Consider the following 13,575-nt stretch of genomic DNA (forward strand, 5'->3'; position numbering starts at 1 on the left):
ACAGTCGATCAACTACTCATCCGTCGTGGACTCTGGCGAGGAGCGACGAGACATCTCGGCGGCCACTTGGGCCTCCTCCTCAGCGGTGGTGTCGCTTTCCAAGACCGTTTCGCTGCGTGCCTCCGAGTCGGCATCGGTGGGGGCCTCCAGGGCCTCGTCGGACACCATGCCCAGCTCGCGGGCCCGCTTGAACCATTGCTTCCGGGCAAGCGCCTGCATGTCCTCCACAGAGTCGGCTTCGTCCACGATCTCCAAGCCCAGAAGGGTCTCGACCACGTCTTCCATCGTGACGACGCCCGCCACGCCGCCGTACTCGTCCACCACGAGTGCGATGTGCTCCAGGCGATCGAGCAGACGCTCCAGCAGGTCGGGAAGGGGCAGGGTCTCGTGCACCACCAGCACGTCGCGTGAGATCTCCGACAGGGACACGTCGAACTCCTCCTGGGCAGCCCGCAACAGCATTTCGTCCTTCAGCACGTAGCCGGTGATGTCGTCCGGATTGTCGTCGTAAACCGGAATCCGGGAAAAGCGGAACTCGCTGCGCTCCTCCACCACGTCGCCGATTGTTTTTTGCTCCGCGAGCTGGAAAATCACGGTCCGGGGCGTCATCACGTCCTTCACCCGCAGAGAGTTGAAGCGGAAGAGGTTTCGCAGAATGCGAGATTCTTTTTCCTCGAAGACGCCCTCTTCCTCCCCCAGCTCCGCCATTGCCGTAAATTCCTCGCGGCTAAACGCGGCCTTGTCCTCGTCCCGCGAGAGCAGGTACGTCAGGCCCTGTGACAGCTTGACGAGGGGCCACATGGCGAGAATCGTTGCCCTCAGCAGGCGGACAATCGTGGGGGTGAGGGTTCTCCAGTAGACGGCCCCGAGCGTCTTCGGGATGATTTCCGAGAAAACGAGGATGAGAAGGGTGAGGACCCCTGCGATGATGCCGGTGTAGGCCTCCCCAAAGACGACTGTGGCCTGGGCCCCAACCCCGGCGGCCCCCACGGTGTGAGCGATCGTATTGAGGCTCAGGATGGCCGCCAGCGGGCGGTCAACGTCTTCTTTGAACTGATGTAGTTGCGCGCCGACCGCGCCCCCTTCGCGCTCCAGCGCCGCCACGTACGAGGGCGTCACGCTCAACAAGACGGCCTCCATCATGGAGCACAGGAAGGAGACCGCGATTGCCAGTGCAACGTAGAGGAGGAGTAAGCCCATTCGCGGTCAGCGGGGAGCTCGAGAACGTTCAGTTGGATGGGACCACAACCTGGGGCCCGAGTGTCCGCAGCGTGTCCGAAGTGCTTGCCGGAGCGTATTGCGAGCGGGCCCCGTAAATGCGGACGGTTCCGTTCGGTTTCTTCAACGAAGCGGGGGCGGCTGGTATGAGCAGGGAGGGCGACGGGAGGCACGGCCGACCGGGGCGGGCGAATCACGACGGCGAGTCTGCCGCCGGAGCGGAGAGCTCGTCGGGCCGGCCGTTTCCGCCCGGCAGGTCCGGGTCAGGCGCATCGGCCTGGTCCGGGGCCGAGGCCGTTTCCCCTTCGGTCGTGACGGCGTCGGTTACGATGCTGCCGGCCTTGGGGGCTGCGCCGAAGAGGGCCGCTACCCGTGTGGATACCGAGTCGAACGTCGAGTACATCACCGGGACGACCACGAGGGTGAGAAACGTCCCGAACGTGAGCCCGGCGATGATGGCGGTGCCCATCGGGCCCCAGAACTGTGTGTTCTCACTGCCGAATTGGAAGTTGGGCGCAAAGTCGGTCAACAGGCCCACGAAGTCGATGTTGATGCCGAACGTGAGGGGCACGAGGCCCAGGATGGTGGTAAAGGCCGTCAGAAGCACCGGGCGCAGGCGCGTGGCCCCGCCCTCCACGATCGCCGCCTGCTTGTCGGTGCCCTTCTGCCGCAGCTGCATGATGTAGTCGACCAGCACGATGTTGTTGTTGACCACGATGCCGGCCAGGCTGATGACGCCGATGAAGGTGAAGAGGCTGAACGGCGTGCGGGTCAGGATGAGCCCCAGTAGCACCCCGATGAGGCTGAGGCCCACGGCGGCCATGACAATAAAGGGAGCGCTCACCGAGTTGAACTCGGTAATCAGGACGAGGAGAATGAGGGCCACGCCGATGGCGAGGGCCGTAAAGAGGAAGCCGAAGCTCTCCTGCTGGTCTTCGTTCTGCCCGGTGTAGGTGAGCTCGTACTGCGGAGAGAGCCCCTGCTCGTAGTCGCTCAGCTCCTGCTGCACCTGCTGGAGCACCGCGTTGTCGTTGTAGCCGGGCGCGGCGCCGCCCTGGACGGTCACCACGCGCTGCTCGTCGAGTCGCGTAATGGACCCAAACCCGCTGGTCTCCCGCAGGTCTGCCACCGACACGACCGGAATCTGGTCGCCAGACGGGGTGGTGAGGGTCAGGTTGCGGAGGCTCTCGAGGGTCTGCCGGTCTTCCTCTTGCAGCCGCACCGTGATGTCGTACTCGTCCTCCCCGTCCCGGAAGGTGCTGGCCTCCCGCCCCTGGATGGCGGCTCGTACGGTGGAGGCGACCTGCTCGGTCGACAGGCCGAACTGATTGGCCCGCTCGCGGTCCACGTCCACCTGAAGCTCGGGCCGGCCCGCATTCAGGTCGTCGGTAATGTCGACGAGGCCGGGAATGGTGCCGTCGCTGGCTGCTTCGTTGAGGCGGGCCTTGATTTCGCGACTGATGGAGACAATCCGGTCGAACTCGGGCCCCGACACCTCGATGTTGACGGGCGGACCCGTCGGGGGCCCCTGCGTTTCTTGCTGGAAGTCAATCTCGGCGCCCGGGATGCCTCTGAGCTGGCTCCGCAGTTGGTCGAGGGTGCGGGTCGAGGACTCGACCCGGTCGTCGTAGTCGACCATATTGAGGCTCAGCCGCGCGCGCTCCTCGCGGTCCGCTCCGCCGCCGAACTGGGAGTCGCCCCCGACCCCTACGTTCGTGAGGATATTTTCGATGTTGGCCGCGACGCTGGAGGTCTCCTTCATCAGCGCGTCGAGGCGCTCCTCGGCGGTCTGGGCCGTTCGGTTGGTGGTCTCGACGTTGGTCCCGACGGGGTTGTCGAGAATAATTTGCACGCGGTTCGGATCGGTCGACGGGAAGAAGGAGACCCCGGTGGGAGCGAGGGCATAGAGCCCGCCAATAAGGAGGAGGGTGCCGAGGATGCCATTGAGGAGAAGGGCCCGCCGGTCCGTGAGGAGCAAGTGGTGGCGGCCGCCCCGGGTGAATGCACCGACCCCCCCGACGAGTGCAATCAGGGCTGGGGCGGCCATCATGAGGGCGACGGTAGACGGGGCAATCCGTCCCAGCCCCAAGGCGATGCCTAGAAAGAGAAGCATAAGGGCGCCCAGCAGGCCTCCAATCCACACGCTGGCCCGGCCCGCCAGGTACATCCCCTCGACGGTATGCACGACGATGCCGAGCACGCCCAGGGCGATGAGCAGCCCGCCGGGCACCAGGAGCACACTTCCGGCGGTGAGGGAGGCGAGGGCCGCGACGCCGCCGCCGAGGACGCACAGGGCGATGCCGACCGAGAAGGCCCCGAGGGCACCGGCGTTACGGAGCAGTGCCCAGGGGCGCGCGTAGTCCCGCTCCAGCATGAAGGTGAGGAAGTCCCGGTACCACGCGATGATGCGGGGCAGGCCCTCCTGCGCAAACCGGTCCCCGATGGGCTTCAGCAGGTACGTGTGGAGGACGTAGAGGGTGGGCACCGCCACGGCCACCACCACGAGGGTTTTCCAGTTTGCCAGGCCGAGCACCAGGCCCAGAAGGAGAATGCTCGCGCCGCCCAGGTATCGGGCCACAGACGACTCGGACTCGGACCCATCGCCCGCTTCCCCATCCTCGTCGACCTGGATAAACATGCCCGACACCACCGGGTTGATGACGAGCGCCACGAAGAGGGAACAGGTGAGGGTGATGATCAGCGTGAGGGGCAGGAAGCTCATGAACTCGCCAATCACGCCGGGCCAGAAGAGCATGGGCGCGAAGGCCGCGACCGTCGTCGCCGTCGCCGCCACCACAGCCCCGCCCACTTCGGCCGTGCCGCGCTTGGCGGCCTCCCACCGCGAGTAGCCCGCCTCCATGAAGCGGTAGATGTTCTCCACGACCACCACCGCGTTGTCCACCAGCATGCCCAGCGCGATGATGAGCGAAAAGAGCACCACGAAGTTGAGCGTGTACCCGAACGCCTGAAAGTACAGGAACGTCGTAAACATGGACAGCGGAATGGCGATGCCCACCAGCGTGGCGTTGCGGACGCCGAGGAAGAAGAGCAGCACCGCGATCACGAAGAGGAGGCCGCTGATGATGTTGTTTTCCAGGTCCGTGACCAGCGATTGCACGTTCTCGCTCTCGTCGGACGTGATCGTCACGCGCGTGCCGCTCGGAAAGTCGAAGCCGCTGAGGGTCTGCTTCACCGACTCGACGGCCTCTAAAATGTTGTCGCCGCCGCGCTTCGTCACGTTTAGCGAGATGACGGGCACCGACGTGTCATTCCGGGGGGCGGAGACGAGCTGCCCCTCCTCGTTTTCTTCCTGCAGGACGCGGAGCCGCGCGTAGGTGCTGCGGTCCTCGAACCCGAAGACCACGTCCGCCACGTCCCGAACGTACACGGGGGTGCCGTTGGGGGCGCCCACCACCAGGTTGGGGATCTGCGCCTCCGGATCGTCGAACCGGCCGTCGATGCGGACCAGATAGTTGAGGCGGTCCACGTCGATGGAGCCGCCGGGGATGTTGCGGTTCTCACTCTGGATTGTGCTCACCAGGTCCTGGAACGTGAGGCCGTAGCCCTTCAATGCCGTCAGGTCCACGTTCACCTGGACCTCACGGGTGAGGCCGCCCACCAGGTTGGCCTCCAGAATGCTCGGAATGCCCTCAATCTCGTCCTGCAGCTCCTTGCCAACCTCCTTGAGGCGGGCCAGCGAGTAGTCCGCCCCCAGGTTTACCGTCAGGATGGGGAAGTCCTCCGTGTTGATCTCGCTGACGATGGGGTCCTCCTCAATGCCGCTCGGAAGATCGGCCTGGGCGCGGTCGGCGGCGTCCTTGACGTCCTGGTAGGCCTTGTCGTTGTTTATGCTCGGGGCGAATTCGGCCACGATGGTGGACACCCCCTCCGTGGAGGTGGACCGGAGCTCGTCGATGTCGTTGACGCTGCCAATCTCCTGCTCCAGCGGCTGGGTGACGACCGACTCGATGTCGTCCGGGCTGGCCCCGGGATAGATCGTCGTGACCACGACCGTCGGGATCTCGATGGAGGGGGCCGACTCCTTCGGAATGGTGAGGTAGCTGTACAGCCCCCCGCCCACGATGAGCAGAGTGAGGACGAAGACGGCCGTCCGGTACTTGATCGACAGGTTGGTGATCGTCATGGAGGGACCGGTCCGGAAGGCGAGAGAACGAGACGCAGGGACGCAGGCTGCGAGCTAGGGGGCGTTGCTGTCGGCGGGCGACATCGGGGCGTCCGGGGCGGCGTTCTGCGTGGCATCGGCGGCCGGGTCGGCGGTGTCGACGTCGTCGTGCCGCTCGACGACCTCCACCCGGTCGCCCGTGGCCACATCCGACTGGCCGACGGTGATGAGTTCGTCGCCGGGCGAGAGGCCGGAGCGGACGACCACCCGATTGCCACTGGCGGGGCCGAGGGTCACGGGCCGCGACTGGACGACGGCGCCCGAGTCCGTGCGGGCCACCGTATAGGCGTCGAGCCCGCCCTCGTCGCGACTGATGGCCGAGCGGGGGGCGACCAGCACGTCGTCGAGCCGCTCCCGCACCACGAACACCGTCGCCACCATCTCGGGCTTGAGGCGACGCTCCGGGTTGGCGATTTTGACCTCGATGGGAAAGGTGCGGCTCGCCGGGTCGATGGTGTTGCCGACGAATGCGAGGCGCCCCCAGCGGTCGTCGAGGGGGGCGGACTGGATGCGGACGCGAACGGAGTCGCCCTGCACCAGGTCGTTGGCGTACCGCTCGGGCACGCCGGCCTCCACGCGCACCTGGCGTGTGTCAACGAGCCGCACCACCTCCTGCCCGGGAGAGGCCTGCTCGCCCGGCTCCTGTAGCTGCTCCTCCACGATGCCGGAAAAGGGGGCGTCGATGCGCGTGCTGGCCAACTGCTCCCGGGCCTGGCTCAGGTTGGCCTCGGCCTGGCTCAGGGACGCGAAGGCCTGGGTCCGCTGGGACCGCACGCTCTCGAACTCGGAGGCGCTAATGATCGAGTCGCGGTACAGGGGGGCCTGCCGGTCGTAGGTGTCCTGGGCGAGCTCGTACTGGGCCTGAGCGGATTCGACCTGGGCCCGGGCCTGCTCCACGGCGGCACGGGCGCTGCGGGGATTGACGCGGGCGACCAGAGAGTCCGCTGGCACACGGGTGCCCCGCTCGGCCACGTGGACGAGCGTGCCGGCGGCCTCGGCCGAGAGGCGGGCATCGTCGAGGGCCTCCACGCTTCCGGTGACCTCCACCACGTCCTCGAACGACTGGGGCTGCAGCACGAGGGCTTCAACCCGAGTACGGGTTCGGTCTTGGGCCGTGGCGGCCTTCGTGGTCTCCTCGTCCCCGCACCCGGCAAGGAGGGCCGCCAGCCCCACGAGCAATGACACCCATAGCGAGACGAAGCGAGAAGCACGCATCGAGAAAAGAGGCCCAATGAGAAGGACGAAAAACAAAGCACTATTGGAGCGTCAGGGCCGCGGGGACCCGGCCACGCGCTGGAACGCACTGTCCTCGGAGAGGGGCACGCCCATGGCACGCTCCAGGGCGCTCCGGGCTCGGAGATAGTCGTGGATGGCCTGCAGGCGGTTGAGGCGGCTCTCGTCGAGCTGGCTTGACGCCTCCCGGAGCTCCAGCCGGCTCGACACCCCGTTCTCGACGCGACGGCGCGTGTACTCGTAGTTGAGCTCGGCGGTCTCCACGTTTTGCTCCTGGGCCTGCAGCCGTTGGTACGCGGCACGCAGGGTCCGGAGGGACTGCTCGATCCCAAGCTGCACGGCCGCCCGCTGTTGCTCGCGCTGGAGCTCAGCCCGCCGCACGGCCACCTCACGCTGCTGGATTTGGGACTCGCGTTGAAAGCCGTCGAAGAGGGTCCAGCTCAGCTGGAGGCCCACGTTCAGGGACGGATTCCAGAAGTCAGTGTGGAAGAAGCCGCGCTCCCGCACCGAGAAGTCGAATGGATCGGTGGGGTTGGAGAGGGTTTGCGAGCGGTCGTCGGGCACGCCGCCTGTGTAGTCGAAGTTGGCCACGGCCGAGACGGTGGGCAGGTACTGCGCCCGGACGGTGTTTTTGTCCACCTCGCGCAGCTCTATGTTTTGGCGTGCCTGCTCCAGGTCGGGTCGGTGCTGGAAGGCCTGTTGTGTGGCCCGGGCCACCGTGAGATCGAGCCGAGGGTCGGGATTTTCGACGGCGAGGGAGCCCTCCAGGGCGATGGGACGGTCCATCGGCAGGGCGAGGGCAAGCTTCAACTGTTCCCGGGCGAGGTCGGCCCGGTTTTCCGCCTGCACCCGCTGGGTTTGCAGGTTGGAGAGCTCCACGTCGGTGCTCAGGCGCTGATATTTGGGGGTGGTGCCCTCCTCGACCTGGCGTCGGATGTCCGCGAGCGTCTTCTTCGTGCGCTCGACGCTCTGGCGAGCCACGCGGGCCTGTTCCTGGGCCAACAGGGCCCCGTAGAAGGCCCCCCGCACGCTGTCGACGAGGGCCTGTCGCTCCCGGTCGAGGCCGAGCTGATTGACATTCTGGAGCTGACGGGCGCCCTGCACAGCCGCGAAGGCGCTCTGGCTGAAGAGGGTCTGCCGTAGGCTGAGCCCACTGCTGAACTGGTTGTCAACGCCGAACGGGTTTCCGCCGCCGCCCGGCGTTACGCCGGCCGCCTGTCGCCCCTGCTGCCGCCGCCGCTGAAATTCCCCGAACGAAATGGTCTCGGCGCCCGACTGCCGGGCGCGTTCGTTGAAGGCGACCCAGCTGGTGGCGTTGCCGCCGCCGAAGAGTCCTGTTACGTCGCTGCCGGCGAAGGGGTTGGCGGTCTGAACGTTGCGGGTGTAGCTGCCACTCAGGCTCAGTTCCGGGTACAACTGGCCCCAGGCCTCACGAATCTGTGCGTCGGCGTTCTGGATGTCGAGACGCGCCCCGCGAAGGCCATAGCTGCGCTCCAGGCCCACCCGGAGGGCATCGTCCAGCGTCAGGACGAGTGTGGAGTCCGTTGTGGACTCGGAGGCGCCCGTGGGTTGGGCGGTCGCCGGGGATCCTGCCCCTAGAAGGCCCAAGATCAGCAGGGCCGCCGCGGGCCCCCAGCGGAACAGTTGAGTCAGCAGATGAGGCATCAAGGACCAGTACTTATTCATCGGAGTCCGTGTCGGGGAGCGAAGGGCTCGACGATGGCAGGGCGAGGCCGTCGAAGAGCAGGGCCGTCAGGACGTCCGCTGCCTGGTCGGGGTTTTCTAGGGGCCGCATCGCACCGTCGGACGCATCGGGGGAGGCCCGCTGGCGTTCCAAAATGTGGTGTGTGCCCATGCTCCGAAGACTGGTGAACAGGACGTTTGCAACGAGAGCAGGGGGAAGGCAGCGAATGTCCTCCTGGTCCATTGCCTCCCGCAGTACAGGCACCAGCGTGCCGAGCACGCGCTCCTGTTGCTTCTCAAAGAACCGAGTGCGCTCGGCCTTCTCGCTGAACGCGATGGCGTGAATTTCCTTCACCAAGACGAGGAACAGATCCTGCTGGTTGCGGACCGTCTCGAAGTAGTGCTCCACAAACTCGTGGACCGTGCTCCGGAGCGGGCGGTCGTCCGCGGACGCGTGAAAAACGGTCTGGATGAGGGCTTCCAGCTCCCGGGTCGCCTCGTCGAAGACCGCGAGGAAAAGCTCCTCTTTTCCGCCCTCAAAGTAGTTGTAGAGCGTGCCCTTCCCGAATTCGGCCCGCCCCGCAATTTCGTTGAGCGTAGCGTCGGCGTACCCTTTGTCCGCGAAGACGGCCCGGGCGGCATCGAGCATGGCCTGTCGCCGTCGCTTTTGCTCGCGTTCGCGGCGGGACAGGGACGAGCTGGGGGCGTCGGACATGAACGGACGCGTCCGGATGGACGCCGCGTCAGGATCTGACTAGTGAGTCACTCGATGACCATGTAGTCAGATCCCGGGCGAATCGTTCGCCTTGTTTGGGAAACACCCCATGAAGACTGGAGGGAGTCCCGCGAATTGGGCCCTGCGGAGGTGACCCGGCGGGTTGAGAGTCGGGCACAGGGGCCAGAAGCGCGGAGGACGGGGGCGCAGAGGGAAGGGACGTGCCCGGAGGTCAGCGCCCCACCGGGGAGCCCCCGAGGTCCGCCAGCGCCTCATTCAGAAGCGACAGGCTTTCGGTGGTGTCCACACGGGCCCCGAGCTGGGTCAGCAGGTTGAGGGTCCCGACCAGGGCCTTATTGAGAAAGATAAAGTGGGGAGAGCCCGTGGCGGCGCGGAGGTGGGAGGCCTGTTCGAAGCAGTCTTGCAGGCGGCTTCGAAAGTCCGGGTCGCCGAAATCGAAGGAGGACCGACGGTAGGGTTCTACGATGAGCGAACCGTACTCGTCAAAGAAGTGGCGCAGCTCCTCCTGGGTATCTGCTGGGAGGTCGTCGTGGAGGATGTCGAGGGTGTAGAGGAGGCGGCTGATCGCGTCCTCGTCGTTCGCCATGCGGGCCCGGAACAGGCGCAGCATGTCGTCGCGAAACTGCTGGGGAAAGGTCTTCACGCACCCGAAGTCGATGACCCCGAGCCGTCCGTCCTCCCGGAAGAGAAAGTTGCCGGGATGCGTGTCGGCGTGGAGGGTGCGGGCGTTGCCCGCCACCTGCTCGTGAAGGAAGTCCCACAGCAGCTGCCCGAACTGATTGCACTCGCCCTGGCTCGGTGCCGCGTCGAGGAATGAGTCGAGGTGCCGGCCGTCCACATGCGTCATCGTCAGGACCGTCTCGGCCGTTCGGTCGGGGACCGGGCGGGGGACGACGAGTTTTTCCCCGTCGTACTGATCCGCGAAGTGGTCAATGTTCTGCGCCTCGTTCAGGTAGTCCGTCTCCTCCTGAAGTCGGGCCTTCACTTCCTTGAAATGGGCGTCGATGCCGTCGCCCTGGATCAGGCGTTCGAACAGGGTGCGGGCCACCGACAGGTCGGATTCGATGGTCTCTCGCACGTTGGGATACTGCACCTTGACCGCAACCTCCCGGCCGTCGTCCAGGCGCGCCCGGTGGACCTGGCCGAGGGACGCAGCGGCCATTGCCTCTGGCTCGAAGTCATCGAAGAGCAGCTCGGGGAAGCGCCCGAGCCCGTCTCGGATCCGCTTGCGCACCAGCGCCGCGTTCATCGGCGGCACGCTGTATTGCGCCTCCGCCATTACCTCCATGAACTCGTCCGGCAGCAGGCCGGTGTCCATGCTCATCGACTGGGCCAGCTTGAGGGCCGTGCCGCGGAGCCGGGTAAACTCCTCGAAGAGATCGCGGGCGTTCTGTGTGTTGAGCTCCCGCTTTCGGGCCGCCGGATCGTCCGCCCCTGTGGCCCGGTCCATCAGGTACTGCGCGTAGTTCTTGCCCACCTTTAGTCCCGTCTTGGCAAAGAGGCCGCCCCGTTCCAGCTTGGAGGCCGGGAAGTCGTCGGAGGCGGGAGAGTCGTCGGAGGCACTCATACCACGGGGGAGCTACTACAGGGGAGCGTTCAGCGAAATGGCTTGTGCAGTGCGTGCTCTGCATCAGGGCACCTGCGCACGAAATGTACGATGCGCTCTCTCGGCGGGGGGCTCGGCCCGGACACGGGGGCTATCGCCCGGACAAAAACCGTCCGACCCCCGGCAGCCGCCCGAGACCCAGGGAATCGTGCCGCACGATGTGCCAGGCCAGGTTCAGTCCACTGGAGACGCCGCGGAACGTCACCAGTTCGGCCACGAATGCGACGAGTTTGTCAACGAGGGCCGTGGTGGCTGCCTGGGCCTCGGTTTCGTCGTGAATCCAGTGGCGGACGATGGCGAATGAGACTTCAGTCAGCACTTCGTGCACCGGCCAGAGTCCCGTGACGAGCTGGTTCGTTCCCGGCACGAGGTCATCCTCCGTCAAGAGGTCGCGGAGGGTGGCTCGCACCTCTGCCCGGAACGACGATTGGGAGCGAATCCGGCCGTCAAAGGTGTCTTGGACGAAGGCACGCTGCTCCCCGAGCGCATCGAGCAGGATGTAGTAGAAGGACGCCAGCCGTTCTTCGAACGAAAAGTCCTCGTAGCCGGTCGTGGCGCTCGTCAGCATTCGGTACTGCTCCAGCGTGAGGGTGTAAAAGGCCGGGGGGAGTTCCTCGACCGCCTCGAAGTGGGCTTCGAAGAGGGGCTGTTCCACGCCGGCCTCGGCACACACCTCCGCAATGGTCGGCGAGGCGTCCGGCTTTCGCCGAAGCCGAAGGGCGGCTTCGACCAGCTGCTTTTTCTCAGCGAACGCGTCGGGGGTAGAAATCGGGCTGAGAGGCCTTGGGACAAAAAACGAGCGGTGTCTCCTACGCACACCGCCGTGAGATTTTCCGTGGGCCGACGTGTTGGCCAGGCAATCCTCACTGGTGGGCGTCTGCTCTGGGAGGCACGCAGGTGTTTCTTACGCCCGGACGCCCTCCTCGGGCACCCCGGTGGCCGTCTCGGTCTCAGGGTGGTTGCTCCACTCGTACCAGCCGCCGTCGTAGACCGAAATGTTCGGCCACCCCATCAGGTACGCGTTCATGAACGCCTCGCTGCCCCGCCAGCCCGTGCCGCAGTAGAAGGCAATGTGCCGGTCCGGCGTGATCCCCATTTCGGCCCACTTCTCGGCGATTTCCGAAAACTCCCGCGTCGTATAATCGAAATTGCGGTAGTTCTCCATGTGGTAGGCGTCGCTTCCACAGTTGCCGAACACCGCCCCCGGAATGCGCCCGGTCTTGTCGATGTAGTGGTAGCCGCTCCGTTCGCCAATAAACTCCGCCCAGCTCCGCACGCTGACGAGGTCTCTGTCGTCGGCATCCAAGAACTCCCGGGCCCCGTCGAGGGTCAGCATGTACTCCGGGTGGGCCGGCACTTCCGCCCCAAAGTCCCCCACCGGCTCCGGCTCTGCGTCCGTGGTCGACACGTCGTACCCGGCGGACTCCCACGTGTTGATGCCGCCGTTGAGAATCCTGACGTCTTCGACGCCGGCGTAGAGCATCAGGGCCGCACACCGCATGGCCCCGAGGTGGCCTGCGCTCTGGGCGGGGTAGTCTTGGTCGTACGTCGGGTACGAGAAGCGCCCGTAGAGCACCACGGTGGTGTCGTGGCGAATGCCGTGGTCCTCGAGGGCGCGCTTCAGCTCCGCCGGTGGGCGCCGATTCCAGGTCTCGGGCGACTCCAGGGCATTTGTGTTGAGCGGGATGGCGCCGGGGATGTGGCCGTCCTCATAGTCCTGGCGGTACCCGAAGTGGGTGTGACACAGGACGTACTCGTCGCCGTTCATCTCAGGGGGCTCCGTGCCGGAAATGAGGCCCTGCACCCACTCCGGGTAAACGAGCTGCCGGTACCGCTGCATGCGCCGAAGAGGCCGATCTGGATCGGATGTCCACTCGTCCAGAAAGCCGCCGTAGACGCCGACGGCCTCAAAGCCGAGTCGCGAGAGCTTGTTCGCCATCTCCGCGGCGGCGTCTGCGGTGTAGCCGTATACCGTCACGGGCATGTCCCGCGACAGGCCCTTCTCGTCGAGCACCTCTACCCAGTCCATGTACTGCGTCCACTGGAGCGGCAGGCTCTTGGCGCCCGGCACGTGTCCACTCCGGGACGCGTCTCGGAGCGGCCATCCATTGTACGCCGCGATGGGGCGAACGTCCAGGATGGTGTGATCGGGGTCCTCGGCCTGCAGGGCGAAGGTGTCGGTGGAAACGGTGGAGATCGTTTCTTCCATCAGTATGGAGAGCGAAGCGTGGGAACGGCGAATATTGCGTCCACGAACTTGAGGAAATCGACGACAAGACGCAACTTCCCAGAGCGATTCCTGACCGTCGGAAAGCGGAAAAACCCGCAACGACCTTTGGGGCGAAGGGGCGGCGCCGCTCCTCAAATGGAGATCTAGAACTCAGCTTCGGCGGCGCTTCAGTGGGGGGCGAGTCTGTTGCTCGTGGGATATTTCTGGCATCGTGTCCGTCCCAAATGGGCCCTCCGGCCTCATGGCTCAAGTAAGCGTGTGGTACGTACGAGCGGTCCTCTTGCACGTCGCCCTCGGGGCAACAGCGGGGGCGTGAAGGTTGGCGGCTTCAGGAGGGCCTGGGCTGGCGTTCCCCTTGCCGATCCGGCCGCTACACCTGGAGGTCATGCTCCTCGGGTGGCGTTTCTCATGACTATCGGTTCTGGGCGGCCTGGGGGCTGCTGAACACAGGCATCGCCCGGGCGGTGCTGGGGCACTGGCGCGCCGTTCATCTTCCCGAGCCTCGGCCCCACGGCCTTCCTGCTCAGTGATCGAAGATCGGGCCATCCCCTCTCCGCCTGGACCGTCGTCGGGAGCCACACTTGGGGGACAGGGACGGGACTGATAAGCCACCACCTGCTGGTCTCGGGGGGCACGTTGATGACCCTGCAGGAGAGCGGGTCCGGATTGGGGGCTCGTCCGGTGAG

Annotated in this window: 8 protein-coding genes; all 8 read right to left on the reverse strand. The window is 65.8% G+C overall.

The window, feature by feature from the left end; all coding sequences use genetic code 11:
• Positions 1-12 precede the first annotated feature (12 nt).
• The 8 genes from B7R93_RS00670 to B7R93_RS00705 all read right to left on the reverse strand — a co-directional run bounded on the left by B7R93_RS00670 (position 13) and on the right by B7R93_RS00705 (position 12,868).
• On the reverse strand, positions 13-1,200 hold the full coding sequence (locus tag B7R93_RS00670) for a CNNM domain-containing protein (protein WP_103018930.1): 1,188 nt from the start codon (positions 1,198-1,200) through the stop codon (positions 13-15).
• Positions 1,201-1,411: 211 nt separating this feature from the next.
• A complete protein-coding gene (locus B7R93_RS00675; protein ID WP_103018931.1) occupies positions 1,412-5,362 on the reverse strand; it encodes an efflux RND transporter permease subunit in 3,951 nt (1,316 codons plus the stop codon).
• A 54-nt stretch (positions 5,363-5,416) separates the two neighbouring features.
• Positions 5,417-6,616, reverse strand: a complete 1,200-nt coding sequence (locus tag B7R93_RS00680) for an efflux RND transporter periplasmic adaptor subunit (protein ID WP_157942140.1) — start codon at positions 6,614-6,616, stop codon at positions 5,417-5,419.
• Between the two features lie 51 nt (positions 6,617-6,667).
• Positions 6,668-8,299 carry a TolC family protein gene (locus tag B7R93_RS00685; protein ID WP_232797869.1) on the reverse strand — a complete coding sequence of 544 codons (1,632 nt, stop codon included), beginning with the start codon at positions 8,297-8,299 and terminating at the stop codon, positions 6,668-6,670.
• 13 nt (positions 8,300-8,312) lie between these two features.
• Positions 8,313-9,032, reverse strand: coding sequence for a TetR/AcrR family transcriptional regulator (locus B7R93_RS00690; protein WP_103018934.1), 720 nt, complete (start codon positions 9,030-9,032; stop codon positions 8,313-8,315).
• A 232-nt stretch (positions 9,033-9,264) separates the two neighbouring features.
• Entirely contained in the window at positions 9,265-10,620 is a 1,356-nt protein-coding gene (locus B7R93_RS00695; protein WP_103018935.1) for an ABC1 kinase family protein, read from the reverse strand.
• A 130-nt stretch (positions 10,621-10,750) separates the two neighbouring features.
• Entirely contained in the window at positions 10,751-11,476 is a 726-nt protein-coding gene (locus tag B7R93_RS00700; RefSeq protein ID WP_232797870.1) for a hypothetical protein, read from the reverse strand.
• A gap of 87 nt (positions 11,477-11,563) precedes the next feature.
• Positions 11,564-12,868, reverse strand: coding sequence for a rhodanese-like domain-containing protein (locus tag B7R93_RS00705; protein WP_103018936.1), 1,305 nt, complete (start codon positions 12,866-12,868; stop codon positions 11,564-11,566).
• Positions 12,869-13,575 lie beyond the last annotated feature (707 nt).

This window comes from Salinibacter altiplanensis (assembly GCF_002894645.1).
In the GTDB taxonomy this organism is placed as follows: domain Bacteria; phylum Bacteroidota; class Rhodothermia; order Rhodothermales; family Salinibacteraceae; genus Salinibacter; species Salinibacter altiplanensis.

Excerpts from the sequence above, each read along its gene's own strand:
- B7R93_RS00670 (WP_103018930.1), bottom strand. The coding sequence starts at position 1,200 with ATGGGCTTACTCCTCCTCTACGTTGCACTGGCAATCGCGGTCTCCTTC.
- B7R93_RS00675 (WP_103018931.1), bottom strand. The coding sequence starts at position 5,362 with ATGACGATCACCAACCTGTCGATCAAGTACCGGACGGCCGTCTTCGTC.
- B7R93_RS00680 (WP_157942140.1), bottom strand. The coding sequence starts at position 6,616 with ATGCGTGCTTCTCGCTTCGTCTCGCTATGGGTGTCATTGCTCGTGGGG.
- B7R93_RS00685 (WP_232797869.1), bottom strand. The coding sequence starts at position 8,299 with ATGCCTCATCTGCTGACTCAACTGTTCCGCTGGGGGCCCGCGGCGGCC.
- B7R93_RS00690 (WP_103018934.1), bottom strand. The coding sequence starts at position 9,032 with ATGTCCGACGCCCCCAGCTCGTCCCTGTCCCGCCGCGAACGCGAGCAA.
- B7R93_RS00695 (WP_103018935.1), bottom strand. The coding sequence starts at position 10,620 with ATGAGTGCCTCCGACGACTCTCCCGCCTCCGACGACTTCCCGGCCTCC.
- B7R93_RS00705 (WP_103018936.1), bottom strand. The coding sequence starts at position 12,868 with ATGGAAGAAACGATCTCCACCGTTTCCACCGACACCTTCGCCCTGCAG.